Source organism: Pectobacterium punjabense, assembly GCF_012427845.1.
GTDB lineage: Bacteria > Pseudomonadota > Gammaproteobacteria > Enterobacterales > Enterobacteriaceae > Pectobacterium > Pectobacterium punjabense.
Genome location: NZ_CP038498.1, coordinates 205,852 through 231,938, shown reverse-complemented (window position 1 = coordinate 231,938; position 26,087 = coordinate 205,852). Strand labels below are relative to the sequence as shown.

The 26,087-nt window shown below is 51.2% G+C and carries 23 protein-coding genes; 6 read left to right on the top strand and 17 right to left on the bottom strand.

Translation table 11 applies throughout. The features are described from left to right. Window positions 1–12: 12 nt before the first annotated feature. The 5 genes from ubiE to argC all read right to left on the bottom strand — a co-directional run bounded on the left by ubiE (window position 13) and on the right by argC (window position 5,930). The gene (gene ubiE, locus E2566_RS01040; protein ID WP_102116977.1) at window positions 13–768 is read right to left on the bottom strand and encodes a bifunctional demethylmenaquinone methyltransferase/2-methoxy-6-polyprenyl-1,4-benzoquinol methylase UbiE; all 756 of its coding nucleotides are present in this window, start codon (window positions 766–768) and stop codon (window positions 13–15) included. Between the two features lie 140 nt (window positions 769–908). Further along, a complete protein-coding gene (gene rmuC, locus E2566_RS01035) occupies window positions 909–2,465 on the bottom strand; it encodes a DNA recombination protein RmuC (RefSeq protein ID WP_107169005.1) in 1,557 nt (518 codons plus the stop codon). Window positions 2,466–2,679: 214 nt separating this feature from the next. After that, complete coding sequence (gene argH, locus E2566_RS01030; protein ID WP_039307274.1) at window positions 2,680–4,053, bottom strand: argininosuccinate lyase; 1,374 nt, start codon at window positions 4,051–4,053, stop codon at window positions 2,680–2,682. Window positions 4,054–4,114: 61 nt separating this feature from the next. Further along, complete coding sequence (gene argB, locus E2566_RS01025; RefSeq protein WP_005973420.1) at window positions 4,115–4,888, bottom strand: acetylglutamate kinase; 774 nt, start codon at window positions 4,886–4,888, stop codon at window positions 4,115–4,117. A gap of 37 nt (window positions 4,889–4,925) precedes the next feature. After that, window positions 4,926–5,930 (bottom strand): N-acetyl-gamma-glutamyl-phosphate reductase, encoded by a 1,005-nt coding sequence (argC, locus tag E2566_RS01020; RefSeq protein ID WP_107169004.1) that lies wholly within the window; start codon window positions 5,928–5,930, stop codon window positions 4,926–4,928. A 202-nt stretch (window positions 5,931–6,132) separates the two neighbouring features. Here argC and argE point away from each other — a divergent pair, with 202 nt between their 5' ends. Continuing rightward, on the top strand, window positions 6,133–7,284 hold the full coding sequence (gene argE, locus E2566_RS01015; RefSeq protein ID WP_133169854.1) for an acetylornithine deacetylase: 1,152 nt from the start codon (window positions 6,133–6,135) through the stop codon (window positions 7,282–7,284). Window positions 7,285–7,338: 54 nt separating this feature from the next. Then, the gene (locus E2566_RS01010; protein WP_107169002.1) at window positions 7,339–8,052 is read left to right on the top strand and encodes a GntR family transcriptional regulator; all 714 of its coding nucleotides are present in this window, start codon (window positions 7,339–7,341) and stop codon (window positions 8,050–8,052) included. A 6-nt stretch (window positions 8,053–8,058) separates the two neighbouring features. On the opposite strand, the gene E2566_RS01005 is transcribed toward E2566_RS01010, so the two are convergent. Then, window positions 8,059–9,258: a starvation-sensing protein RspA gene (locus E2566_RS01005; protein WP_107169027.1), complete on the bottom strand. Its 1,200-nt coding sequence runs from the start codon at window positions 9,256–9,258 to the stop codon at window positions 8,059–8,061. 321 nt (window positions 9,259–9,579) lie between these two features. Between E2566_RS01005 and E2566_RS01000 the strand changes: the two genes are divergently transcribed. Beyond that, on the top strand, window positions 9,580–10,947 hold the full coding sequence (locus E2566_RS01000) for a PTS transporter subunit EIIC (RefSeq protein ID WP_107169001.1): 1,368 nt from the start codon (window positions 9,580–9,582) through the stop codon (window positions 10,945–10,947). 83 nt (window positions 10,948–11,030) lie between these two features. Here the strand turns inward: E2566_RS01000 and ilvA are convergent, their stop codons facing one another. The 6 genes from ilvA to ilvL all read right to left on the bottom strand — a co-directional run bounded on the left by ilvA (window position 11,031) and on the right by ilvL (window position 17,792). Then, window positions 11,031–12,575, bottom strand: a complete 1,545-nt coding sequence (ilvA, locus tag E2566_RS00995; RefSeq protein WP_107169026.1) for a threonine ammonia-lyase, biosynthetic — start codon at window positions 12,573–12,575, stop codon at window positions 11,031–11,033. A gap of 5 nt (window positions 12,576–12,580) precedes the next feature. Next, a complete protein-coding gene (gene ilvD, locus E2566_RS00990; protein WP_107169000.1) occupies window positions 12,581–14,431 on the bottom strand; it encodes a dihydroxy-acid dehydratase in 1,851 nt (616 codons plus the stop codon). A gap of 206 nt (window positions 14,432–14,637) precedes the next feature. Further along, on the bottom strand, window positions 14,638–15,564 hold the full coding sequence (locus E2566_RS00985; RefSeq protein ID WP_107168999.1) for a branched-chain amino acid transaminase: 927 nt from the start codon (window positions 15,562–15,564) through the stop codon (window positions 14,638–14,640). 24 nt (window positions 15,565–15,588) lie between these two features. After that, window positions 15,589–15,849 carry an acetolactate synthase 2 small subunit gene (ilvM, locus tag E2566_RS00980; protein ID WP_005969103.1) on the bottom strand — a complete coding sequence of 87 codons (261 nt, stop codon included), beginning with the start codon at window positions 15,847–15,849 and terminating at the stop codon, window positions 15,589–15,591. 57 nt (window positions 15,850–15,906) lie between these two features. Then, on the bottom strand, window positions 15,907–17,553 hold the full coding sequence (gene ilvG / locus E2566_RS00975; RefSeq protein ID WP_107168998.1) for an acetolactate synthase 2 catalytic subunit: 1,647 nt from the start codon (window positions 17,551–17,553) through the stop codon (window positions 15,907–15,909). Window positions 17,554–17,693: 140 nt separating this feature from the next. Continuing rightward, window positions 17,694–17,792 (bottom strand): ilv operon leader peptide, encoded by a 99-nt coding sequence (gene ilvL, locus E2566_RS00970; protein WP_071531109.1) that lies wholly within the window; start codon window positions 17,790–17,792, stop codon window positions 17,694–17,696. A gap of 106 nt (window positions 17,793–17,898) precedes the next feature. On the opposite strand from ilvL, the gene E2566_RS00965 reads away from it, so the two are divergent. Beyond that, a complete protein-coding gene (locus tag E2566_RS00965) occupies window positions 17,899–18,231 on the top strand; it encodes a hypothetical protein (protein ID WP_107168997.1) in 333 nt (110 codons plus the stop codon). Further along, window positions 18,198–19,724, top strand: a complete 1,527-nt coding sequence (locus tag E2566_RS00960) for a YifB family Mg chelatase-like AAA ATPase (RefSeq protein WP_107168996.1) — start codon at window positions 18,198–18,200, stop codon at window positions 19,722–19,724. The genes E2566_RS00965 and E2566_RS00960 overlap by 34 nt, the downstream gene beginning before the upstream one ends. A gap of 57 nt (window positions 19,725–19,781) precedes the next feature. On the opposite strand, the gene E2566_RS00955 is transcribed toward E2566_RS00960, so the two are convergent. Further along, on the bottom strand, window positions 19,782–20,120 hold the full coding sequence (locus tag E2566_RS00955; RefSeq protein WP_014701822.1) for a MaoP family protein: 339 nt from the start codon (window positions 20,118–20,120) through the stop codon (window positions 19,782–19,784). 120 nt (window positions 20,121–20,240) lie between these two features. Between E2566_RS00955 and hdfR the strand changes: the two genes are divergently transcribed. Beyond that, window positions 20,241–21,068, top strand: a complete 828-nt coding sequence (gene hdfR / locus E2566_RS00950; protein ID WP_107169025.1) for an HTH-type transcriptional regulator HdfR — start codon at window positions 20,241–20,243, stop codon at window positions 21,066–21,068. A gap of 21 nt (window positions 21,069–21,089) precedes the next feature. Here the strand turns inward: hdfR and yjfF are convergent, their stop codons facing one another. The 4 genes from yjfF to ytfQ all read right to left on the bottom strand — a co-directional run bounded on the left by yjfF (window position 21,090) and on the right by ytfQ (window position 25,716). Beyond that, window positions 21,090–22,052: a galactofuranose ABC transporter, permease protein YjfF gene (yjfF, locus tag E2566_RS00945; RefSeq protein WP_107168995.1), complete on the bottom strand. Its 963-nt coding sequence runs from the start codon at window positions 22,050–22,052 to the stop codon at window positions 21,090–21,092. Then, the gene (ytfT, locus tag E2566_RS00940) at window positions 22,052–23,062 is read right to left on the bottom strand and encodes a galactofuranose ABC transporter, ATP-binding protein YtfT (RefSeq protein ID WP_107168994.1); all 1,011 of its coding nucleotides are present in this window, start codon (window positions 23,060–23,062) and stop codon (window positions 22,052–22,054) included. Before ytfT ends, yjfF begins: the two co-directional genes overlap by 1 nt. Next, entirely contained in the window at window positions 23,049–24,569 is a 1,521-nt protein-coding gene (ytfR, locus tag E2566_RS00935) for a galactofuranose ABC transporter, ATP-binding protein YtfR (RefSeq protein WP_107168993.1), read from the bottom strand. The genes ytfT and ytfR overlap by 14 nt, the downstream gene beginning before the upstream one ends. A 190-nt stretch (window positions 24,570–24,759) precedes the next feature. Next, complete coding sequence (ytfQ, locus tag E2566_RS00930; RefSeq protein WP_107168992.1) at window positions 24,760–25,716, bottom strand: galactofuranose ABC transporter, galactofuranose-binding protein YtfQ; 957 nt, start codon at window positions 25,714–25,716, stop codon at window positions 24,760–24,762. Window positions 25,717–26,087 lie beyond the last annotated feature (371 nt).

Below are 26,087 nucleotides of genomic sequence, written 5' to 3'. Positions count from 1 at the left end.
TGGCATTTCCAATCAGAATTTAAACCCACGGTGCAGCGCAACGATTCCACCCGTGAGGTTGAAATAGTTAACGCTGTCAAAACCGGCGTCGCTCATCATCCCTTTCAGCGTTTCCTGATCGGGATGCATGCGGATGGATTCCGCCAGATAGCGGTAGCTCCCGGCATCACTCGCCACGGCTTCGCCAATCCTCGGCAGGATATGAAATGAATACGCATCGTAAACGGTGCTCAGTTGTTTAATTATCGGCTTGGAAAACTCCAGCACCAGCAACCGGCCACCGGGCTTCAGAACGCGGTACATGGAGCGCAGCGCTTTGTTTTTGTCCGTCACGTTGCGCAGACCAAAAGAGATGGTAATGCAGTCGAAGAAATCATCGGGGAACGGCAGCGCTTCTGCATTGGCCTGCACGTAGTTGATGTTGTCGATAATGCCTTTGTTACGCAGTTTCTCGCGGCCGACTTTCAGCATTGATGCGTTGATGTCCGCCAGAATGACCTCACCACCCTCACCAACCATGCGGGAGAATTTAGCGGTTAAATCTCCTGTCCCTCCGGCAAGATCCAGAACGCGCTGGTTACGTCTTACCCCACTACATTCAATAGTGAAACGCTTCCAGATACGGTGGATACCAAAAGACATCAGGTCATTCATCAGGTCATACTTTGCGGCTACAGAATGAAAAACCTCAGCCACCATGACTTCTTTTTCATCCCTGGCGACAGTCCGAAAACCAAAGTCGGCCGTATTCTCCTGCTCACTTGCCATCTTATCCGCCTACTATTTCAGTCAAATTTCGGGTCTACCCATTAATGGTAAGAGTGTACCAGACCCGGATAAAAACCCCACTGCACTAATTTCGCATAGCGTAGGTGCCAAGCCCGCGAAATCCATACCTATTTATACCGTCATAATTCAAGCTGCCTGTGCGGCGGCCGCCCTTCTTCACCTTCCATTTTGACGGTCGGTGAATCCGCGTCGGATGCGGTAGAGCCGAGTAATCCATCGCGTTCAGCATGCTCATGGGCCGTTGCTTTTTCAGCCAATGAGGTGCTGATCGTGCGTTTAATTTCAACGCCCAGCGCGCGAAACCCCTCAGCCTGGCCAATAAGGTTACCACGCCCAGACGAAAGTTTATTCATCGCCTGACGATAAGTGCCCTGCGCTTTATCCAGACTCTGCCCTAGCGCTTCCATATCATCCACAAACAACCGCAGTTTATCGTATAGCCGTGAGGCTTTTTCGGCGATCTGCTGTGCGTTGCGGCTCTGTTGTTCATAGCGCCATAAATTGTTGATGGTGCGTAATGCCACCAGCAGCGTGGTCGGGCTGACCAGCATAATATTGTTCTTCAGCGCTTCGTTGATCAATTCAGGCTGGCGATCGATAGCAACCAGAAAAGCGGGTTCGACAGGAATAAACATCAGCACGTAGTCTAGCGAACGCAGCCCTGGAAGCTGTTGGTAATCTTTGCTGCTCAACTGCCGAATATGGCTGCGAACGGAAAGCAAATGTTCATTCAGCGCCGAACTACGTTCTACATCATCATCACTATTGAAATAGCGTTCGTAGGCCACCAGCGACATCTTGGCATCGATCACGACATCTTTGCCCTGCGGTAAACGCACGATGACATCGGGTTGCAGGCGGCTATTTGTCCCCGTTTGCACACTGACCTGAGTTTGATACTCATACCCTTCGCGCAGGCCAGAGGCTTCCAACACACGGCTTAGCACAACTTCGCCCCAGTTCCCCTGCGTCTTATTGTCCCCTTTCAGCGCTTTCGTCAGGTTGATGGCTTCGTGTGCCATCTGCGCGTTCAGCTGTTGCAGATTGCGGATCTCGTGCGCCAACGTGTGACGCTCGCGCGCTTCCGCGCCAAAACTATCCTGCACCTGACGGCGAAATCCATCAAGTTGCTCACGCAGCGGCATCAACAGCTTATCCAGACTCTGTTTATTTTGCTCATCCACCTTGCGTCCGCTGTGTTCGAAAATTCGGTTCGCCAGATTCTCAAACTGCGTCGTCAGCCGCTGTTCACTGTTTGCCAGCAATCGCTGCTTTTCTTCCGCCGCCATCCGGGTTTCTTCCAGACGAATGGTGACTTCGCGCAGTTCGGCTTCCTGCGCGCTATTGATTTCACGCAGCGTTCGCAGTTCCTGATTGAGCTGCCCGCACTCGGTACGGAGTTCACCAAACTGTTGCAGTTTTTCATGACTGGCAGAAAGCTGCGCGTGAACCGTACGCAATTCCAATTCGTTTTGCCGCAGCCGCTGTTCATCCTGCTGCTTTACCTGCTGTTGTTCGCTGAGCGACTGTTGGGTTTGCTGTAATGTCTGTGCTAGCAGCCGTTGCTCGGTATCATGCTGTGACAGCTTCTGCTGATGAATCAGGCTGGCAATCAACCACCCGATCAGCAGGCCCACCACACCACCGCCTAAACCATAAAATATGCTGATATCCACTTTGCCTCCGCAGGCCTTTCACGCTGTCGGTCAAGGTAAAATGATACTGTATGGATGTCCAGAAACAATTCCGGCGGGGAAGACACTGAGCAGAAAAATGCGAGCCGCATTCCATATGAAAATGGATAGATGATAATTTGCAGAAGAATCAGAGTGATAACGGTGGAATTCCCCCAACGCGGAACACCACGCTGGGAGAACAGAGGTGGGCGAATTAAGCTAAGCGCTGCTTCGCATCACTAATCGCTTTAGCAACCTGCTGTGGTGATACGCCACCTTGTGCAGCACGCTTATCCAGACAGGATTGCAGTGCCAAAATCGGGTACACGTCATCGCCAATCACGGCGCTGAATTTTTGCAGATCAGCCAGCGGCAGTGCTTCCAACGCTTTGCCCTGACGAATGGCTTCCACCACCGCTTCACCCACGATATGGTGTGCTTCACGGAACGGAACGCCTTTCGCAACCAGATAATCCGCCAGCTCTGTCGAGTTCGCGTAGCCTTGCTCAGCGGCTTCTTTACAGCGTGGACGTTTAACCTGAATACCTTCCAGCACCAGACCCGCCATCATCAGGCAGTCGTGCCAGGTATCCAGCGCGTCAAACAGCCCTTCTTTATCTTCCTGCATGTCTTTGTTATACGCCAGCGGCAGGCCTTTCAGCGTCATCATCATGCCGGTCAACGCGCCCTGTACGCGACCGCATTTACCGCGAATCAGCTCCAGCGCATCCGGGTTTTTCTTCTGTGGCATCAGGGAAGAACCTGATGTCACACGGTCAGACAGCTCAACGAACGCCGCTTCACCGCTGTTGAAGAAGATCAGATCTTCGGCAAAACGTGACAGGTGGATCATCCCGATCGAAGCATCAGACAGCAGTTCCAGTACATGATCGCGATCGGAAACCGTATCCAGACTATTGCGCGTTGCCGAGGCAAATCCCAGCCAGCCAGCCAGTTGCTCACGGTCAATCGGATAAGCCGTTCCCGCCAGCGCGCCACAGCCCAGCGGGCTGACATCCAGACGCTTAAGCGTATCTTCCAGACGGCTTTCATCACGTGCCAGCATTTCATGATAGGCCAGACACCAGTGTGCAAACGTCACCGGCTGTGCACGCTGCAAGTGGGTATAACCCGGCATTACAGCATCCTGATTGGCTTCTGCCGTCGTGACCAGCGCCTGACGCAGTTGGCGTACTGACAGCAGCAGCTCTGCAATCTGTGCCTTGCACCACAGCTTCAGGTCGGTTGCGACCTGATCGTTACGGCTGCGACCGGTATGCAGTTTTTTGCCCAAATCACCGACTTTCTCAATCAGGCGCAGTTCAACCCAACTGTGAATGTCTTCTGCATCGCTTTGCAGGATCATCTCAGGATCGGCTTGTACCTCAACCAGCAGTGCATTCAGCGCCTGTTCCAGTTGTTGCTGTTCCTGCTCGCTGAGCACATTGACCGTCACCAGCGCTTTCGACCAGCCGATCGAGCCAACGATGTCCTGTTCCGCCAGACGGTAATCAAACCGCAGTGAGTCATTAAATTGTTTAAAACGCTGATCTGCTGCCTGACTAAACCGACCGCCCCACAAAGCCATAACGATTACTCCCAGAATTTAATTCATGTTGGTATGGCATCATGCCATACCCAGAAACGACTTACGCCAGAATACGTGTACCAATCGCCACGCCGTTAAACAGCGCAGGCAGTTGCTCAGCATGACGCCAACTAGCGATATCAACCGGACGCCCTAGCGCACGCGCGGCATCCAGCGCGGCATTAACTTTAACAATCATGCCATCGGTGATGATGCCTTGAGCAATCAGTTGCTCGGCTTTCTCTGCCGTCATTTCGGCAATACGCTGGCCTTTACCGTCCAGAATACCGCTCACGTCAGACAGCAGGATTAAATCCGCACCCAGCGTTTGCGCCAGCGCCGTCGCCGCCTGATCGGCGTTGACGTTCATCAGGTCGCCCTGTGCCGTAATCCCGATGGAGCTGACGACGGGCAGATAGCCCGCAGACAACAGCGTGTTCAGCAGCGCAGGCGATCCCGCTTCCGCTTTACCCACAAAGCCCAAAGACTCATCGAGCTGCGTGACCGTCGTGCTGCCGCCATCGCCCAGGCACAAGCCGACCGCGTTGATATCATGCTTCTTTGCCCATGACAGCAGGGTTTTGTTAGCGGAGCCCGCCAACGCACCAGTGATGATGTCGATCTGATCGGCAGGCGTGACGCGCAGACCGTTTTTCTTCACGACAGGTAGCGACAGTTTCTTCATCAGGTCATCTACCAGACAACCGCCACCGTGCACAATCACCAGCGGACGCTGATGCTCCTGACGGTAAGCCACCAGCGCGGTAAACAGACGCTCCAGCGCTTCTTCGCTATCCAGTAAAACGCCACCTAACTTGATAATTAACGGATTCATTATGCTTCGCGCCTCGAAATGTCGGGACCAATAGTGATTAAATTAACGATTGAGTTTCAGGGAAACCAAAACGAATGTTCATGCATTGCACAGCCTGTGCCGCCGCGCCTTTCAGCAGGTTATCTTCGGTTGCCACCACGATCAGGTGCTCACCGTCAACCGAGAAGCCGATATCGCAGAACGGCAGGCCGACAACGGATTTCAGCGCCGGGACGCCCTTATCATACAGGCGAACCAGCGGCTTATCGTGGTAAGCGTTGTGATAAGCTTCGGCGACATCCTGCTGGGTTACGCCCGGTTGCAGGCGACAAGTGATGGTTTCCAGAATGCCACGAGCGAAGTTGCCCAAATGCGGCGTGAAGATCACTGGCGTGCCGAGGTGTGTTGAAATTTCAGGCTCATGACGGTGGTTGAAAATACCGTATGGTTGCAGACTGACTTCACAGAAACTGTTGGTCATCGACGCTTTACGTCCTGCTCCACTCACGCCGCTGACGGCATTAATCACTGGCCACTGAGCCGGATTCAATAATTGCGCATCCAGCAACGGTTTCAGCGCCAGTTGCGCAGCCGTTGGATAACAACCCGGTACGGCAATCAACTGTGCCTGTTTTACGCTTTCCGCGCGCCATTCGGCCAGCCCGTAAACCGCTTTTGCCAGCCAGTCAGGATGCTGATGTTCGAAGCCATAATAGCGGCGATAAAATTCGGCATCCTGTACGCGGAACGCGCCGGACAAATCAAAAACAGTGCAGCCTGCCGCCAGAAAAACCGGGGCCAGATCGTGGCTGACTTTATGGTCGGTCGCCAGAAAAACGACATCCACGCCTTTCGCCGCTTCTTCAACATCGGTCAGCGGTTTTACCGGTACATCAATGATGCCTTTGAGCTGCGGATGTAAATCTGAAATCAATTTTCCTGCATCGACACTTTGCGCAGAAACCATCAAAGCGGTTATGTTCATCTGTGGGTGACGGTTCAGGTAGAGCGCAAGCTCAGCGCCGGTATAACCACTTGCACCAACAATCAGCGTATTCAGCATGGGGTCCGTATACCTTCTTATTCATCTATGGAACAGGTAACAGGGTTCACCAGCGTCGGTACGCTGTTCACCCGCGAAACTCAGTGAAAGTGACGAATCGTCATCGCCGCACCTTTGGGTTTCCTTTCGCCGAGCATTATTGTATTTTTATTCAAAATAAATGCATGAATATTGATACTATCCTAACCAGAGGCTGTCAACAGTGAAGATGAATTTACCCCCTTTTATTGAGCTATATCGGGCATTGATCGCCACACCGTCCATCAGCGCCACCGACAGCGCGCTCGATCAAAGTAATCATACCTTAATCAACCTGCTGGCAGGCTGGTTCGGCGATCTCGGCTTCCATGTGGAAGTCCAACCGGTGCCAGGCACCCTCAATAAATTTAATATGCTGGCGCGGATTGGTGAAGGAAAAGGTGGCTTATTGTTGGCAGGGCACACCGACACCGTCCCGTTCGACGATGGCCGCTGGACGCGCGACCCCTTCACGCTGACTGAACACGACAACAAGCTGTACGGCTTGGGTACAGCGGATATGAAAGGGTTCTTTGCCTTTATCCTGGATGCCTTGCGTGATATCGATCCCACCAAGCTCACGAAGCCGCTCTATGTGCTGGCAACTGCCGATGAAGAGACAACCATGGCAGGCGCCAAGTATTTCTCCGAATCCACGCAGATTCGCCCAGACTGCGCCATCATCGGCGAACCGACCTCGCTGCAACCGGTGCGGGCGCACAAAGGCCACATGTCCAACGCGATCCGTATTCAGGGACAGTCCGGCCACTCCAGCGATCCTTCGCGCGGCGTGAACGCGATTGAGCTGATGCACGAAGCGATTTCCCACTTGCTGGTACTGCGTAACACGCTACAGGAACGCTATCACAACCCGATTTTCCACATTCCTTATCCCACAATGAACCTTGGTCACATTCACGGCGGCGATGCCGCTAACCGTATCTGCGGCTGCTGTGAACTGCATATGGATATTCGTCCGCTGCCGGGTATTACGCTTAACGATCTCGATGGACTGCTGTCTGAAGCGCTTGAGCCTGTTAGCCAACGCTGGCCGGGTCGGTTGACCGTCAGCGAACTGCATCCGCCGATTCCCGGCTATGAGTGCCCGCCGGATCACCGTCTGATATCGGTCGTGGAGAATCTGCTGGGGACGAAAACGGAAATCGTGAACTACTGTACCGAGGCACCGTTTATTCAGACGTTGTGTCCGACGCTGGTTCTGGGACCTGGATCGATCGAGCAGGCGCACCAGCCAGATGAATACATTGATACTGCGTTTATCAAACCGACGCGGGAACTGATTTCGCAGGTTATTCATCACTTCTGCCACCACTGATCCAACGCAAGCGGCCTTATCAGCCACGCTGGCAAGGCCATTTTGAGACCGCCCATGAAAAAGAAAGATTTCATCGCGCAGGATTTACTGAGCAAAATCTATCAGCACACCGATCCGCTCCCAGAAAAACTGCCGCCAGAGCGCCAGCTGGCGGAAGAATACGGCGTGTCGCGCTTCACTATTCGTCAGGCGCTGGAAAAACTTGCCAGTATCGGCGCGATCAATATGGTGCAAGGTTCTGGTAACTTTATTAATCAGGGTGTTCGCAGTAACCCGCTGGTTTATAACTCGATTACCGAAAAGAAATTTACTCAGATTTCATCTCGCCTGCTTAGCCTACATAAACGGCTACCGAATCGAGAGGAGCAGCAGGTATTTGCGATCGGTGAAAATGCGTTCATCTGGGAATTCAGTCGGTTACGTTATGTCGATAGCCGCAAAGTACAGATCGAGATCTCTAAAATGCCTGCCGCAGACTTCCCGGAAATGAGTCAGAAGATTATTGAAGGTTCTATTCAGCAGTATGTGCTCAGCAAGGGCTATGCGATTTCACACTATCTGACACATTATCAGGCAGTTAACGTCACGAAAGCACAGGCTGAGCTACTGGGTTGCAAGAAAGGTACGGCGGCGATGCACATTCTGAATCGCGGCATTTTACAGGGCGGCCGCGTGTACGAATCAAGCGATATCATCGACATCAACTACACCTGTACCTACGTCATCCCCTTAAATCTCGATAATTTGGCCTTTCGCCAGTCGCCGTAATGCGGCTTAAGGCGTATGCATCGTGCCATCCGGCAGGCGACTCTGCGTCCATTCATGTGGACGATAGACGACAGGGAACTGCCGCGCCGCGTCCAGATCGATCCCAACGCCAATACCGGGGCGCTCAATCGGGTACAGATAGCCATTCTCCGGTTCCACCGCCTGCGGGAAGACCTTGCAGGTATTTTCCGGGTAAGCGACAAACTCCTGAATCGCGGCGTTATGCAGGTGGATATTGAGGTGAATATTGACCGCCGCGCCGATAGGCGTCATATCCGGTGGGCAATGCCACGCCAGCCGAACGCCAAAGTTCTGACAGAACGCGCCCAGTTTCAGCGCTGGCGTAATCCCGCCAATCTGTGAGACATGACAGCGAATGAAATCAACCTGACGGTTAATCACCAAATTCTGCCACTCGGCGGGATTGTTAAACAGCTCTCCCGTCGCCAGCGGCACCGCACTCTGACTGCGGATCTGCGCCAGCCACTCATTTTGTGCAGGCGGCAAAATATCTTCGATAAAATAGGGACGATAAGTTTCTACCGCTTTAGCGAACTGTACTGCCTGATTCGGGAATAAACGTTCATGGACATCATGCAGGATATGGAAACGATCGCCGTATTCCTCCCGCAAAGCACGGAACATGGCAAGCGTGTTAGCCATATACTGATCCTGATCGTAATAGGCTCCCTCTGTTGGCTGTCGCGTGCTGTGCAGCGAGTCAGGATTACCACCATAAAACCCTAACTGGCAGCGGATATGACGATAGCCTTGCGCATAGAGCCGTTCTACTTCCTGATAGAGTCCATCCAGCGTATCGCTGGCAGCATGGCTGTAAGCGGCAATCGCATCGCGAGATTTCCCACCAAACAGATGATAGAGCGGCATATCCGCCAGCTTACCCTTGATGTCCCACAGCGCCATATCAACGCCTGCAACGGCATTGTTGATAACCGGCCCATTACGCCAATAAGCGTTGACCATCATCATGTGCCACAGATCTTCGATATGGTTAGCATCTCTTCCCACTAAAAGCGGTTTGAGGTACTCGTCCACCATCGCCTTTACGGCTAGCGGACGTTGCTGGAAAGTCGCACACCCATAACCCGTAACGCCTTTATCCGTATGAACCACCACCGTCACTAAATTATGACGGTCGGGGCGGGTAACGAGACATTCAATGTCAGTGATGATTGTCGGCAACAAAAAAATATCCTCCGATGTGCTTACCGAAATAGCCATACCCGGTAAAAACACAGTCTAAAATCAGTTTCTTTTTTTGTTTTCTACTTATTTTTTCTTTTATTGTAAACCTATTCTTTAAAAGAATTATTTTGGTTTGAAAAAACCAATAAATTAAACAAAAAACCAGACCAATTATCAGTTATTGGCAACAAAAACCCCTAAATCACCTAATCATGTGATGAAGTTCATATTTTATTGGTTTGTTTTTTTATTTTTAGTTTCTTATTATCAGCGGGAATGATTTGACCAAAAATAACATAGTGCTATGCAGGGGTTTATTCCATGGGAAAAAATGAGGTTATTCAGTCAATCATTAAACTGGTTGGCGGAAACGATAATATAAATAAAGCCTGGCACTGTATGACGCGGCTTCGGTTTGATTTAATTGATGAAAGTAAAGTACAAACCGACGCAATCAAAAACCTGCCTGGGATATTAGGTGCACAACACCAGAGTGAACAATTTCAGATTATTATCGGGCCGCAGGTTAATGAGTATTATGAACTGTTGAACGCGCAGCTTTCTCCTACCGCTACGGCACAGCCAGACGCGCAGAAGCAGAAAAAAGGGCTGATCTCGCTGTTCATGGATACGGTTTCTGGCGTATTTGGCCCTATCGTGCCCGCTATCGCAGGTGCAGGGATGATCAAAGGGCTGCTGGCAGGACTGATCGCCTTGAAAGTGGTCTCTGCCAAAACCGACACCGTTATCGTTCTCGACCTGATCGCCAGCGGTGTGTTCTATTTCTTACCTTTCTTCCTCGCCATCTCCGCAGCCAGGATATTTAAAACAAGCGAATATCTGGCAGCGGCTGTCGCCGCCTGCCTGATGTACCCGTCGTTGATAGAAGCGGCGAAGGCACTAGCCAGCAATAGCCCTAATGCGGTCAGCGCCTTTTACTTCATCGGTGTGCTACCCATTCCGGTGTTCAACTATGCTGCTAGCGTCATCCCAGTGATTTTCTCCGTGCTGGCTCTGAGCTATATCCATCGTTGGGTCGACCGCATCATGCCTTCGGTGCTGAAAACCGTGTTTACCCCAACGCTGACGCTGTTTATCGCCGCACTGGTGTCGCTCACGGTTATCGGGCCATTCGGGATCTACCTCGGTAAACTGCTGGCGCTGTTTATTCAGAGCCTGTTCGATGTGTCGTCTATCTTTGCTGGTTTCGTGGTCGGTGCGATTCGGCCTGTCGCTATCCTGACTGGCATGCATCACGCGATGACGCCGATTGCGCTGCAAAATTTCAGCAATCAGGGCTTTGATATGCTGATGCCAATGATGTGTATGGCGAATATGGCGATTGCTGGGGCAACATTTGCCATTTACTTCCATGCCAAAACCCGTCAGGACAAATCTGTCGTGCTATCTGCTGGGGTTTCCGCGCTGCTCGGAATTACCGAACCTGCACTCTTCGGCGTACTGACCAAGTACAAAAAAGCGTTTATCTCCGCCACTATTGCCAGCTCCATTGCCTCGGCCTTCATCGCGTACTTCGGTGTCCGGCTATATGGCTACATTCTGTCGAGTATTTTCAGCCTGCCAGCGTATATCGGTCCGTACTTTAGCTATGCCATCTCCGGTATGGCCATCGCCATCGTGCTTTCTTTTACTCTGACCTACATGCTGGTTGTCAGAGCGTCCAGATAGGCCATAACATTCTGATCCGCACGGCAATAAAAAAACACGGCGAACATTCCGCCGTGTTTTTTATTTCTTCCAATCTTTCGTACTTAACCCGCTAAAAAGAAGCGGAACGCCGGATTATTGGTTTCGTCATGGCATTCATAGCCCAGCGCCTGTAAGTGCTGCTCGAATTCCCGATCGCCTTCATCCAACTCGAACGCGGCCAGCACGCGGCCAAAATCTGTGCCGTGGCTGCGGTAATGGAACAGAGAAATATTCCAGTGCGTCCCCAGCGTATGCAGGAACTTAAGCAACGCACCCGGTGACTCTGGGAATTCAAAGCTGTACAGCCGTTCCTGTAGTGGTTTGGAAGGCCGTCCGCCGACCATGTAGCGCACATGCAGCTTCGCCATTTCATCATCGGACAAATCCACCACTTCATAACCGTCTGCGGAAAGCTCAGCGATAATTTCCTGCCGCTCCGCATAGCCTCGCGTCAAACGCACACCAACAAAAATGCAGGCGTCTTTGGCATCCGCATAACGATAGTTGAACTCAGTGACAGAGCGACCACCCAGCAGTTGGCAAAATTTCAGGAAGCTTCCCTGTTTTTCGGGGATCGTCACAGCCAGCAAGGCTTCACGCTGTTCGCCCAGTTCGCAGCGTTCGGAAACGTAACGCAATCCGTGGAAGTTGACGTTTGCACCAGACAGGATATGAGCCAAACGCTCACCCTGAATCTGATGCTGTTGGATATATTTTTTCATCCCCGCCAACGCCAACGCGCCAGACGGTTCCGCAATCGCACGGACGTCTTCGAACAGGTCTTTCACTGCCGCACAGATTGCATCGCTGTCGACGGTAATCACGTCATCCAGATATTCCCGGCACAGGCGGAAAGTTTCATTGCCGATGCGCTTCACCGCCACGCCTTCGGCAAACAGCCCAACACGTGGCAGATCGACCGGTTGCCCAGCATCCAGCGCCGCTCGCAGACAGGCGGAATCTTCCGCCTCCACGCCGATCACCTGAATCTGCGGCATCAGTTGCTTAATCAGCACAGCAACACCGGCAGCCAAGCCACCACCACCGACTGGCACAAACACGCGATCCAGGTGGGCATCCTGCTGTAGCAATTCCAGTGCCAGCGTACCTTGTCCGGCAATCACCGCAGGATGATCGAACGGCGGCAGAAAGGTCATATGCTGCTGCTCTGACAGTTCAATCGCCTTGGCTTTGGCTTCATCAAAGTTAGCGCCGTGTAACAGCACTTCCCCGCCAAAACCACGCACGGCATCCACCTTAATGTCGGCTGTCGCCACCGGCATCACAATCAGCGATTTAATCCCCAGCTTGCTGGATGAGAGCGCGACCCCTTGCGCATGGTTACCGGCTGATGCCGTTACCACACCGTGTGATTTTTGTTCATCGCTCAGACCCGCCATCATCGCGTACGCACCGCGCAGCTTAAAGCTGTGCACCGCGTGTCTGTCCTCACGTTTTACCAGAATGACATTCCCCAGCCGCGAAGAGATCTTCTCCATCTTCTCCAGCGGTGTGACCTGCGTGATTTCATACACTGGCGACCGCAAGATCGCCCTCAGGTACTCCGCGCCTCCCGGCGCGGCAGGAAGAGGTTGTGACACAGCCATCAGCATTAGCCTCCCAGCTTGCTTTTATCCCGCACAGCGCCTTTATCTGCGCTGGTTGCCAGGCTGGCGTACGCACGTAGCGCAAAAGAAACCTGACGTTCACGATTATGTGGCGTCCAGGCCTGTTCGCCTCTCGCCTCTTCCGCTGCGCGGCGGCTCGCTAACTCATTGTCATCCAGAACCAGCGCAATACTACGGTTCGGAATATCAATCGCAATGATGTCTCCATCCTGTACCAGAGCAATGGTGCCGCCGCTGGCCGCTTCAGGAGACGCATGGCCGATAGACAGACCAGAGGTACCGCCAGAGAAGCGCCCATCAGTGATCAGCGCACAGCTTTTACCTAACCCCATCGATTTCAGGTAGGTGGTCGGATACAGCATTTCCTGCATGCCCGGCCCGCCTTTCGGCCCTTCATAGCGAATAACAACCACATCACCCGCCACCACCTTACCGCCCAGAATGGCGTCTACTGCATCATCCTGACTTTCATAAACTTTCGCCGGACCGCGGAATACCAGGCTACCTTCATCCACGCCAGCGGTTTTCACGATACAACCATTCTCTGCCAGATTGCCGTACAGCACGGCCAGACCACCATCCTGACTGTAGGCAAACTCGCGGGAACGAATACAGCCTTCCTGACGATCGGTATCCAGTGAATCCCAGCGGCAATCCTGAGAAAATGCTTTGGTCGTGCGAATACCCGCCGGGCCAGCGGAATACATGCTTTTCACACTTTCATCCTGTGTCAGCATGACGTCATAAGCTTCCAGCGTTTCCGGCAGCGTTTTGCCCAGCACGTTCTTCACTTCACGGTTCAGCAGACCGGCTCTGTCCAACTCGCCAAGAATGCCGATCACGCCGCCTGCACGGTGTACGTCTTCCATGTGGTATTTCTGCGTACTCGGCGCCACCTTACACAGATGTGGAACCTGGCGTGACAGCCTGTCGATATCTGTCATGGTGAAGTCCACTTCGCCTTCCTGCGCTGACGCCAGCAGGTGCAGGACGGTATTGGTGGAGCCACCCATCGCGATATCCAGAATCATGGCATTTTCAAAAGCAGCTTTATTGGCGATGTTACGTGGCAGCACGCTCTCATCATCCTGCTCGTAGTAGCGCTTCGCCAGACCAACAATGCGTTTGCCTGCATTCAGGAACAGTTGCTTACGGTCAGCGTGTGTCGCCAGCAGCGAACCGTTACCTGGCTGAGACAGGCCCAGTGCTTCAGTCAGGCAGTTCATGGAGTTGGCGGTAAACATACCAGAGCAGGAACCACAGGTCGGGCAGGCAGAACGCTCGATCTGATCGCTCTGTTCATCGGAGACTTTCGGATCTGCGCCCTGGATCATCGCATCGACCAGATCCAGCTTGATGATCTGATCGGATAATTTGGTTTTCCCCGCTTCCATCGGGCCGCCAGAAACGAAAATCACGGGAATATTCAGGCGCAGCGATGCCATCAACATCCCTGGGGTGATTTTGTCGCAGTTGGAGATACACACCATCGCATCTGCACAGTGGGCATTCACCATGTATTCTACCGAATCGGCAATCAGTTCACGGGAAGGCAGAGAATAGAGCATACCGCCGTGACCCATGGCAATGCCGTCGTCCACTGCGATCGTGTTGAATTCTTTCGCGACACCACCAGAAGCTTCGATTTGCTCGGCAACCAGTTTCCCCAAATCGCGCAAGTGCACGTGGCCGGGCACGAATTGGGTGAAGGAGTTAACCACCGCGATAATGGGTTTACCAAAATCATTGTCGGTCATCCCGGTGGCGCGCCACAAGGCTCGGGCACCGGCCATATTACGGCCGTGTGTGGTGGTGGCTGAACGGTACTTAGGCATGCTCTATTACTCCAAAAATTACGAATTTGGCGATGACGGAACGAGTCACCGCCTGACTGTCTGTCTCTATACCCATTATATTTCAAGCTACATGTACGTTAGCATTACTCGCTCATCGCAGAGCTTCGCCCTGAAGGGTCAACGCTCTGCGTTGTTCAAAACGTTAACGTTTTGTCCTGCGGCTCAAACTCGTTAGGGTATATAATTTACTGATTTATCGGGTCCAACCAGCCCCATTTATCTTCGGTTTCACCCGTGAAGAGGCCAAAAAATGCCTGCTGCAAGGCTTTGGTCACTGGACCACGTTTGCCGATGCCGACCTGAATGCCGTCTACGCTACGTACCGGCGTAATTTCCGCCGCCGTGCCGGACATAAACACTTCATCCGCCAGATACAGTGACTCACGGGACAGCACCTGCTCGCGCACTTCATATCCTGCGTCCTTCGCCAACTTGATGATGGCGTCGCGCGTAATGCCCGGCAGAGCCGAAGAGGTAAACGGCGGCGTGAAGATAATACCGTCCTTCACTTCAAACAGGTTCTCGCCGGCACCTTCAGAAACATAGCCGTGGACATCCAGCGCAATCCCTTCCTGATAGCCATGACGACGTGCTTCACTACCCACCAGCAAGGAGGACAGATAGTTACCGCCCGCTTTAGCGGCAGTCGGAATGGTATTCGCCGCGACACGGTTCCAGGACGATACCATCGCGTCAATACCCGCCTCCAGCGCCTCTTCACCCAGATACGCGCCCCATGGGAACGCCGCGATAATCACGTCGGTTTTATAACCGTCTGGTGGGTTAACGCCCATCCCCACATCACCAATAAACACCAGTGGGCGAATATACGCGCTGGTCAGGTTATTTTTGCGCAGCGTTTCACGACAGGCTTCCATCAACTCATCCACACTTTGTGCGACCGGCATGCGGTAAATTTTTGCCGAATCACGCAGGCGCTGCATGTGCTCACGGTGACGGAAAACTACCGGCCCCTTATGTGAATTGTAGCAACGAACGCCCTCAAACACTGACGTGCCATAGTGCAGGGCATGCGACATCACGTGTACTTTTGCTTCAGCCCAAGGAACCATCTCGCCATTGAACCAAATGTAGTCCGCTTTTTTTGTCATTCTTTTTTTCCTTACTCTTTTGCGTTAGGCGCTGATCTGCTGTGATGTCGTCATCGGTTGAATGTCAACGCAGGCAATATCCAACAGCTTACTTAGTTGTGTTGACAATAAATCCACAGAGCGATGGCTGGCAACGGTCAGTTCAATATTAATGTGATCGGTATTAGTGGTTTGCACCATATTCATCGCGCAAACTTTAAAACCGCGATGGCGGGTAACACGCAATACACGCTCCAGAACCTCGGGACGAAAACGCGCCTGAATCGAAAGTTGGTGGTGTGTCATTCTATTGTCTCCAGCACTTATTCTGTGTAAGTCAGCCATTAGTTGGTTTCGTCGAGCTTATTTGGTTTTATCGAGCATCGTTTCATTACCCGCACCCGGCGGAACCAGCGGCCAGACATTTTCGTATTCATCGATCGATACGTGCAGTAAATAGGGTCCTTCGCTGTTAAATAGAGCATCCAGCGCGACATCAATTTGATCTTTACGGGTAATGCGCTGGCCGGGAATATCAAACGCACTGGCTAGCGTCAGGAAATCAGGGTTATCGGAGAGATCGGTTTCACTATAGCGTTCATCAAAGAATAACTGCTGCCACTGGCGCACCATGCCTAACCGTTGGTTGTCCAGTAACACGATCTTCAACGGCAGTCGTTTTCGCTTGATAGTGCCCAGTTCCTGAACGTTCATCATGAAAGAACCGTCACCGGAAATGCAGATAACCATGTCGTCCGGGCGTGCAACCTGCGCACCTACCGCTGCGGGTACGCCAAAACCCATCGTACCGAGACCGCTGGAAGTGATGAAATTCTCAGGACGGCTGAACGTCATGTGCTGTGCAGCCCACATTTGGTGCTGACCTACATCGGTCGTGACCACGGTATCCGTATCCATGCGTTCAGAGATCGTTTTCAACAACGCGGGGGCATAAATCGCCTGACCAGGATGATCGTAACGCCACGGATATTCCGCCTTCATCATGGTGGCCTGCTGACGCCACGCACTGACGTTCAGCGGCTGTTGCAGCGCAGGTAATATCGCCTTCAGATCGCCTTGCAGTGCAACATTAGCGTGGCGCAATTTGCTCAGCTCCGCTGGGTCGATATCCATGTGAATCACGCTGGCATGAGGCGCGAAGGCATTCAGCTTGCCAGTCACACGGTCATCAAAACGGGCCCCGACCGCGATTAACAAATCACACTCCTGCACAATCAGGTTCGCCGCCTTCGTGCCGTGCATACCAATCATACCGAGATAATAGGGATGATTGGCATCCACGGCACCCAGCCCTTTCAGCGTCGACACTGAAGGAATATCCGTCACACTCAGAAATTCGCGCAGCGCCGGAACCGCATTCGCCATGCCAACACCACCGCCAACGTACAGCACGGGTTTTTGCACTTTCGCTAACAGCGCGTACGCCTGCGCGATATCTTGTTCAGGGAAATCAATATCATTAGCAACGGGCGCAAAGTTCGGGATGAAATCTCCGACAGCTAACTGAATATCTTTAGGAATATCGACCAGAACAGGGCCAGGGCGACCGCTGTTGGCAATCGCGAACGCTTCTGCCATCACTTCCGGCAATGATTCGAGAGACTCAACCAGAAAACTGTGTTTCGTACAGGCCAGTGACAGACCCAGCACGTCGATTTCCTGAAAAGCGTCGGTGCCAATCAGCGCCGACCCCACCTGTCCGGTGATCGCCACGACAGGTACGGAGTCCAGCAACGCATCAGCCAGACCGGTGATCAGGTTGGTAGCACCAGGGCCAGATGTCGCTATACAAACACCGACGTTACCCGTCGCACGGGCATAGCCAATCGCCGCCATTGCCGCGCCTTGCTCATGGCGACACAGCAGGTGTTTTACGCCGCCGTCATAAAGTGCATCATAGACTGGCATTATTGCGCCACCCGGATACCCAAAAACGGTGTCCACTCCCTGCGCTCGCAACGCTTGTACCACCCACTGTGCTCCATTCATAGTTATTTCCCCGACATCTTATGGGAATAACAGAATTTTATGCTAATGTTCATTTTCTGTTCCTTTTCGTTATAGATTGCGCCCAACAAAAAACCCCCGACCTTTCGGTGCGGGGGTTTTCTTGAATCAGGCCTTGATTTCTAAGCCATTCTTCGTCCAAGTGCAGCCCCGCACGGTGGGATAATAATCACCACCACGCTAATCACGACTAGGCTAATCACTAGAGATAGGGCTTTCATAATAGGTTGTTCATTAATCTTCTGTCGAACGAATGCCTACAGAGTTATCACAGTAAGACATGCCATGACAACAATTTTTTTTCATTGCCACTAGTAAGCATTACCTATGATACGGAAAAAAACACAACGTAATCATAAGGTAGAAGCATGCGAAATTATTTTCGTCTATTGGCGTAAAAATGAGCTGGCAGCAGAAAACAGAGTAATGAAAACATGCGTTGCCGATCGCCAGATAATGCTAAGAGCACCGTTTCCCCAAATAAATGCGGCGCAGTACGCACAAATTTTATCCATTGCTGAAACAGAAGATTATTTTATGACGCCGCCGCGCAGGCTAGCGATAACGGTCTCTACTTTTTCCCCCTTGCAGCAGATGATGCAAGCCATCATCAAAGGGGAAATAGCATGTCATTGGCAGTTACCTATACTCGGGCAATGATTGGTGTACAAGCTCCGGGCGTTTACATCGAAGTTCACATCAGCAGCGGGTTACCCGCTTTAACGCTGGTAGGCCTACCAGAAACCACCGTGAAGGAAGCGCGCGATCGCGTGCGCAGCGCACTCATTAATTGCGGATTTACATTTCCAGCAAAACGTATCACGGTCAATCTCGCTCCCGCAGACCTGCCAAAAGAGGGGGGACGCTACGATCTACCCATTGCTCTGGCGATTCTAGCGGCATCAGAACAAATCGATGGTGAAAAGCTAGGCCGCTATGAGTTTCTCGGCGAGCTCGGCCTGTCTGGCACGTTACGTGGCGTTAATGGCGCGATTCCCGCTGCCTTGGAAGCCATAAAATCAGGCCGTCAGCTTATCCTGCCAGATGACAATAAACGGGAAATGACACTGATACCTCAGGGTGAAGCGCTGATGGCGGGTCATCTGCTAGAGGTATGTGCTTTTCTCAGTGGAGAAGAGGAATTGCTCAGCTGTTCCACGATCACGTCCTTTGCACAGACAGGGGAAGATACGCTAGACCTAAAGGATATTATCGGTCAGGAGCAAGCTAAACGCGCGTTGGAAATCGCGGCGGCAGGTGGCCACAACCTGCTATTGCTAGGGCCGCCGGGAACAGGGAAAACGATGCTGGCGAGTCGGCTAGGCAATCTGATGCCTCCATTGAGCGATGAAGAAGCGTTAGAAAGCGCCGCTATCAACAGCCTGGTTAACATTGATGCCACCATGACGCGCTGGCGGGCCAGACCCTTCAGATCACCTCACCATAGTTCTTCTATGGCGGCACTCGTAGGCGGAGGCTCGCTGCCCAAACCCGGAGAAATCTCACTCGCCCACAACGGTGTGCTATTTTTGGATGAATTACCAGAGTTTGAGCGACGCGTCTTAGACTCGCTGCGAGAACCTCTGGAATCGGGTGAAATTATCATTTCCCGTACCCGAGCCAAGGTGTGCTACCCGGCACGCGTTCAGCTTGTCGCCGCAATGAATCCCAGCCCGTCAGGGCATTACCAAGGCATTCATAACCGATTACCGGCCCAACAGATACTGCGCTATCTCAGTAAACTCTCCGGTCCCTTCTTAGATCGCTTTGACCTTTCGATCGAGGTTCCTTTACTGCCACCTGGCGTTTTATCTCAGCAACACTATCAAGGGGAAACTAGCGCGACGATTCGCGAACGCGTACTGATCGCACGACAGATACAGCTGAAGCGGGCAAATAAAATCAACGCACTACTAACTTCGCGCGAAATAGAAAAGCACTGTACGTTAGCGCCACCTGATGCGGCTTATCTGGAAGAAGTGATGAACAAACTTGGCTTATCCGTACGCGCCTGGCACAGGATATTGAAAGTCGCGCGCACGATCGCTGACCTTGGCGATCGGGACAACATTGAGAGAAAGCATCTTGCCGAAGCGCTGAGCTACCGTTGCATGGATCGGTTACTTATACAGCTCCATAAAAGCCTTGAATAGCGGAAATTCGGTCATTATTTGCCCCAAAAAGAAATGGGGCTAATGCCCCATTCTTAATTAATCATCGCTTTCAGTGTATTCTTCCACTGCATCCATTTGCGGCTTACCACCAGACAACGTATGGAAGCGTTTAGGACGGCGGACACGTTCCAGGTATTTGGACCAGATTTTTTCCAGTTCTGTTTCCGCTTTACGTTCGCCGCGACACATTGCAACAAACGATGTTTCTTCTTCAGTCACTGGTTCACGTTTACCCAAATCCAGTTCGTTAAACGCGTAACCGTGGCGTTCCAACAGTTGTGCTTCTTTAATCGTAAAGTCGCCATGTCGGGAAAAACCACGCGGGTAGAACTTGTTATCAAAAAAACGATGAGTGGTAGAGAAGCTTTCTGCCATCTTACACGCTCCTAATTCTTCTATGGTCGTGTTGTTTATGGCGCGGAGTATTAGATAGGCTTGACATTGTGTAAAACAAAACATTTAAATCATTACGACAAAATTTTTTTGGAGATGGGCGTGGACACCGAATTACTAAAAACCTTTCTGGAAGTCAGCAGGACAAGACACTTTGGCCGTGCTGCCGAATCCCTGTATCTGACGCAGTCAGCGGTGAGTTTTCGGATTCGCCAGTTAGAGACACAGCTTGGTGCCAATCTGTTCACGCGCCATCGGAACAATATACGTCTGACCCCCGCCGGCGAACGGCTTCTACCCTATGCGGAAAGCCTTATCGGTACCTGGCAGATAGCCAAAAAAGAGGTCGCACGTTCGCAGCAACACAGTCTGCTCTCGATAGGGGCAACTGCCTCATTATGGGAAGTGTATCTAACACCGTGGCTACAATCACTCTACCAACAGCGCCCACTGCTCCAGTTAGAAGCGCGAATTGCCTTGCGCCACTCGCTGGTAAAACAGCTCCATGAACGCCAGTTGGATCTGTTGATTACGACTGAACCACCCAAAATGGAAGAATTGGCGAGCCAGCTACTGGGCAATTTTTCCCTTTCGCTGTTTGCAGCAGAAGCGCACCCACCCGGACAGGAACTACCCTATATAAAACTTGAATGGGGAGCCGATTTTCATCAGCAAGAGACTCGCCTGTTGGCCAGCGAGCAGCTCCCCGTCCTGACAACAACATCAGCCCATTTAACCCGCCAGTTGCTTGAGATAACCGGTGGTTGCGCGTTTTTACCTAGCCATTGGTTACAAACGTACACCAATCTGAGGATAGTCGGCGACAACCAGCCCGTCGTGCGCCCATTTTATGCCGTTTGGTTACAAAACAGCGATCAGCAGACGATGATTCGTCAGTTACTGAAAACACCTATTGTGATTAATCCATGACCTATTTTGCTCACAACTAACTTAAGCACGTCTGGCTAACCAGAAGGTGCTTAACGCTTTCTGTAACCCAATGAAAGCAAACAGCAGGAAGCCGATGACGATTTTTGTCCACCATGAGCTTAAGGAGCCATCAAATGTGATATACGTTTGAATCAGGCCCTGAATCAGTACGCCAAACAGCGTTCCCAATACCGTTCCAACGCCACCGGTCAGTAGCGTACCGCCGATCACAACAGCAGCGATGGCGTCCAACTCCACGCCACTTGCCGCCAGAGCATAGCCCGCAGAGGTGTAGAGCGAAAAAACAATGCCTGACAGCACCGCTAACGTACTGGAAAGCATGTATATATGAATCGTCGTCCGCCTAACGGGCACACCCATCAGCTCTGCAGAATAGCTGTTACCGCCAATCGCATAAACACGGTTACCGAAACGGGTACGATGCGCCATCACAATCCCAATCAGCACCACAATCAGCATAACCAGCGCCAGAAAGGTAAAACGCCCTCCATCGGGCATGCGCCATGCTAAACCCGCCAGTTGGCTGTAGACAGGATGCTCGATGGGAATCGATTCCTGTGAAACGATAAAGCTCATACCCCGGACAAAGAACATACCGGCCAGCGTGATAATAAATGCAGGCAATTTCAGCGTATCGATAATCCATCCCATCAATCCGCCAAACATCGCTCCCATCACCAGCGCAATTGCGAACGCAAAGAAAGGATCAATACCATACACACCGATCAATTTGGCCAGTAACACACCGGTAAATGCAATAACCGATCCTACAGAGAGATCGATCCCGCCAGACAGAATAACAAACGTCATCCCAACCGCCACGATCCCTAAAAAAGCGTTATCTGTCAGTAAATCAAAGAAAACTCGCGTCGAAGCAAAGCCGGGAAACTGGCTGAGACAGAATAAATAGCCCGCAATAAATACCAGAATCGTCATCAACAGGGGGAAGTGGCGTTTCAACATTATGTTTTCCTCCTAAACAGTTGATGCAAAGAAATGCGCGGAGATTGCATGACCAAAACCAGTAGAACGACGAGCGCCTTCAAAACCAGATTAAATTCCGGCCGATAGCCCGATAGCAGAATTCCGGTATTCATACTTTGGATAATCAAAGCACCGACAACAGAGAGCAGTAAATTAAAACGCCCTCCGAGTAGGGAGCCGCCCCCGATCACCACAGCCAGAATCGCATCTAATTCCAGCCAGAGGCCCGCGTTATTCGCATCCGCACCGCGGATATCTGCCGTTACGATAACGCCTGCCACGGCGGCGCATACACCGCAGATGACATAAGCCGCGACTAATACCAGCTTCGTACTCACACCGGCATTGCGAGCGGAGCGTAGATTAATACCGACGGATTCGATAAATAGCCCAAGCGCCGTTTTACGCGTCAGAGCCCACAGCGCTAACAACACCACGCAGGCAATCATCACTGGCATCGGTAGATAGAACAGCGTCCCACTGCCCAACTTAGCCAATCCTGCATTATCAAATGTAATAATCTGGCCTTCGGTAATCAGTTGAGCAATACCTCGACCAGCGACCATCAGCATTAAGGTCGCTACAATCGGCTGAATCTGTAATACCGCGACCAAAAAACCATTCCATAGCCCACATAGTGCGCCAACCAATAACGCGGCCAGTAATACGGAAGGGAGTGGATGACCAGCAGCCGTCAGCGTTGCGGCTGTCGCTCCCGCAATCGCCATGACTGCGCCAACCGATAAGTCGATACCGCCAGTGGCAATCACCAGCGTCATGCCTAATGCCAGCAGCGCAACGGGTGCCCCGCGGTTAAGAATGTCGATAAGGCTACCGAACAAGCGCCCATCCTGAATGTGGAGGGAGAAGAAGTTTGGCGCGACCATGCTGTCAATCAACAAAATAGCGACCAGCGCCAGAAGCTGCGGCACGCCCTTGGTAAACGTTAGGCGCACTTTTTTGGCAGGTTTGATGTTATTGTCTGTCATCAGCCGCTCCCGTTTGTACTGCGATTGCCTGCATCACTGCGGCAACCGAGATCTCGCTATGTTCAAGATGTGCAACGTGTTGCCTATCGCGCAGCACAATGATGCGATCGGCATAGCCGGTCAGTTCTTCCAGTTCAGAAGAGATCACCAATAGCGCCATCCCCTGTTCGCACAATCTTTCGATCAGGCGAATGATTTCGGCATGTGCGCCAACGTCGATTCCTCTCGTTGGCTCATCCAGAATCAAGAAACGCGGCTCTGTTGCCAGCCAGCGCGATAGCAGGACTTTTTGCTGATTCCCTCCCGATAGATACTGAATTTCTTGCTCAGCATTGGGTGTGCGAATCCCTAACAGGCTAATAAATTTTTCAGCGATACGGATTTGCTCACGTAAAGAAATGGGCTTCAGCCAGCCGCGCTGTGCCTGAAGCGCCAGAATAATGTTCTCTCGTACCGTTGCTGCGCCGACAATGCCGTCAGTTTTACGATCCTCTGGGCAATAGCCAAAACCCAGCTTCCCTGCTGCACGCGGCGTACGAATGCTGACTTGTTTGCCATCAACCCTGGCTTCTCCGGCGTCAGACACATTGATGCCAAATATCAATTGTGCCGTTTCTGTCCTGCCGGACCCTAATAGACCAGCCAGACCAACGATTTCTCCAGGACGCACGGAAAGATCGAAGTCATTAATTGAGCCACGTCGGCCATAGTGTTTAAATTGCACAATGGGCTCACCCGAGACGTCACTGTGTTTACCCCGCTTCAATAATGTTTCATCAAAACTGTGTCCCAACATCATTTGAACTAATTCAATACGCGGTAATTCTGCAGTAGGTAATGTCCCGGCTAGCCGCCCATTGCGTAAAACGGTAATTCTGTCGCTAATGCGATAAACCTGATCCAGAAAATGCGTAACAAATATCATGCCGATTCCGCGATCGCGCAACTTCCGTAATATATCCAGCAACATCTCGACTTCTTTCGCATCAAGGCTTGCCGTGGGCTCATCAAGAATTAAAACTTTAGCAGAGAGATCGATAGCTCTGGCAATGGCGACAATTTGCTGAACTGCAATAGAATAATTGTCAAGCGGATGGCTAACATCAATCATCAACCCATAATTCAATAATATTGCTTCGGCTTGGCGCAAGATTTTATGTTGGTCAACGATGCCCCAGCGTGTGGGTTCACGGCCAATAAATAAGTTTGCCGCAACGGACAGATTCGGTAATAGATTAACTTCTTGATATACCGTACCGATACCTAATGATTGAGCATGGGCCGTATTAACAGGATTAATCGCAATACCATCGAGGATAATATCACCCGATGAGCGATGATAAACGCCAGTCAGCGCCTTAATCAGTGTTGATTTACCTGCACCGTTCTCCCCCAATAGCGCTACTATCTCGCCGCGATTAAGCGTGAAGTCCACCAGATCTAATGCTTTTACCCCCGGAAACTCAACGCTCATGCCCCGAATATCTAACAACCGTGTCGTTTCCATCAGCATCACCTATACGACAACTTAACAAGGCCACGTCACACCCGAGCAAGATGATGGTAAGTAGGCTGACAATATTCACTGCTCCTTTGTTTAAATGAGCAGAAAACAGGGTAAACCTACTTTTCCATATTCATATTTCTGCTAGGTATTTAGCAAAATTTATATAAATGATGAATTCATACTATAAATATCAATAACCAAGATCTTTTTTGGTTTCATATTCCTGCTTTGCCGTGTCAGACAATAATAAACGAGATTCTGTCTGGATAAATTTCTCAGGCTGCTTTCCATCTTTCTTCATCGCTAATAAAGCATCAAAAGCAGGTCCAGCCATATTAGGTGTTAACTCAACGGTGGCGTTAGCTTCACCATTCATCATGGCCTTGAAAATATCAGGGACACCATCAATAGAGACAACTTTTATTTGTGAGCCAGGTTTTAGCCCCGCTTCTTTAATTGCCTGAATCGCACCTATGGCCATGTCATCATTATGTGCATAAACTGCACAGATATTTTTTCCGTTCTGTTCAGCTTTAATAAAGCTTTCCATCACCTCTTTACCCTTACTGCGAGTAAAGTCTCCCGATTGTGAACGGATAATTTTTATCTGCGGGTCCGAAGCTATACCTTCAGCAAACCCTTTCTTGCGGTTTATCGCTACGCTAGCCCCAACCGTTCCCTGTAACTCAACAACATTACAAGGTTTACCTGCGGCTTCTTTAACAAGCCATTCCCCTGCTACTTTTCCTTCATAGACACTGTCAGAGGCGATAGCAGCGGTATACAGAGATGGATCACTAACTTCAATCGTTCTATCAAGTAGAAAAACCGGGATTTTTGCTTCTTTCGCTTCCTGTAAGACAGGGGCCCAGCCAGTGGCAACGACCGGTGCGATAAATATGGCATCTACGCCCTGGGCAATGAATGACCGCACAGCTTTGATCTGATTCTCTTGTTTCTGCTGAGCATCAGCGATCTTCAACGTTATTCCACGTTTCTCTGCTTCCTGCTTTGACACTTTAGTCTCCGCAGAGCGCCATCCTGATTCTGAACCAATCTGGGAAAACCCAACAGTTAAGGATTTTGCCTGTACGGCACCGCACAATGCCGTGCTTACAGCAACAGCTACCAGTAAACGTCTGTACATACTTAAACTCCTTCTGTGTCGCTTTACAGCTACGTAGTCAGATTTCAGGTACAGCGTAGCGCCGCAAATTTATGCTATAGCGCTACCGATGTGATGTTGGCAGATATCACTCACAAGTGAATGTAACCTGAAGGCATGTTTTGAAAACGACTTACTCTTCACTCAGGTTGTAGATAGTTTTAGTTCAAATATCGAACAAGGTAGATGAGCAAGTTCACAACCTGGTATTACGGTGATTTTGTGCATATTTACAGCTAAATCAGCACGATCTGTCAGAAGGACATTAAAGAATTTTATTTTTTAAATAACAATGAATTAGATTAACCAGGTATTCGATAGAGATAAATAATGGAGAAATCAGGAAGAGGGAT

Bases quoted from the DNA above. Each gene is read 5' to 3' on its own strand.
- ubiE (WP_102116977.1), bottom strand. From the start codon at position 768: ATGGCAAGTGAGCAGGAGAATACGGCCGACTTTGGTTTTCGGACTGTC.
- argH (WP_039307274.1), bottom strand. From the start codon at position 4,053: ATGGCTTTGTGGGGCGGTCGGTTTAGTCAGGCAGCAGATCAGCGTTTT.
- argB (WP_005973420.1), bottom strand. From the start codon at position 4,888: ATGAATCCGTTAATTATCAAGTTAGGTGGCGTTTTACTGGATAGCGAA.
- argC (WP_107169004.1), bottom strand. From the start codon at position 5,930: ATGCTGAATACGCTGATTGTTGGTGCAAGTGGTTATACCGGCGCTGAG.
- E2566_RS01010 (WP_107169002.1), top strand. From the start codon at position 7,339: ATGAAAAAGAAAGATTTCATCGCGCAGGATTTACTGAGCAAAATCTAT.
- E2566_RS01000 (WP_107169001.1), top strand. From the start codon at position 9,580: ATGGGAAAAAATGAGGTTATTCAGTCAATCATTAAACTGGTTGGCGGA.
- ilvA (WP_107169026.1), bottom strand. From the start codon at position 12,575: ATGGCTGTGTCACAACCTCTTCCTGCCGCGCCGGGAGGCGCGGAGTAC.
- ilvD (WP_107169000.1), bottom strand. From the start codon at position 14,431: ATGCCTAAGTACCGTTCAGCCACCACCACACACGGCCGTAATATGGCC.
- E2566_RS00985 (WP_107168999.1), bottom strand. From the start codon at position 15,564: ATGACAAAAAAAGCGGACTACATTTGGTTCAATGGCGAGATGGTTCCT.
- ilvM (WP_005969103.1), bottom strand. From the start codon at position 15,849: ATGACACACCACCAACTTTCGATTCAGGCGCGTTTTCGTCCCGAGGTT.
- ilvG (WP_107168998.1), bottom strand. From the start codon at position 17,553: ATGAATGGAGCACAGTGGGTGGTACAAGCGTTGCGAGCGCAGGGAGTG.
- ilvL (WP_071531109.1), bottom strand. From the start codon at position 17,792: ATGAAAGCCCTATCTCTAGTGATTAGCCTAGTCGTGATTAGCGTGGTG.
- E2566_RS00965 (WP_107168997.1), top strand. From the start codon at position 17,899: ATGATACGGAAAAAAACACAACGTAATCATAAGGTAGAAGCATGCGAA.
- E2566_RS00960 (WP_107168996.1), top strand. From the start codon at position 18,198: ATGTCATTGGCAGTTACCTATACTCGGGCAATGATTGGTGTACAAGCT.
- E2566_RS00955 (WP_014701822.1), bottom strand. From the start codon at position 20,120: ATGGCAGAAAGCTTCTCTACCACTCATCGTTTTTTTGATAACAAGTTC.
- yjfF (WP_107168995.1), bottom strand. From the start codon at position 22,052: ATGTTGAAACGCCACTTCCCCCTGTTGATGACGATTCTGGTATTTATT.
- ytfT (WP_107168994.1), bottom strand. From the start codon at position 23,062: ATGACAGACAATAACATCAAACCTGCCAAAAAAGTGCGCCTAACGTTT.
- ytfR (WP_107168993.1), bottom strand. From the start codon at position 24,569: ATGGAAACGACACGGTTGTTAGATATTCGGGGCATGAGCGTTGAGTTT.
- ytfQ (WP_107168992.1), bottom strand. From the start codon at position 25,716: ATGTACAGACGTTTACTGGTAGCTGTTGCTGTAAGCACGGCATTGTGC.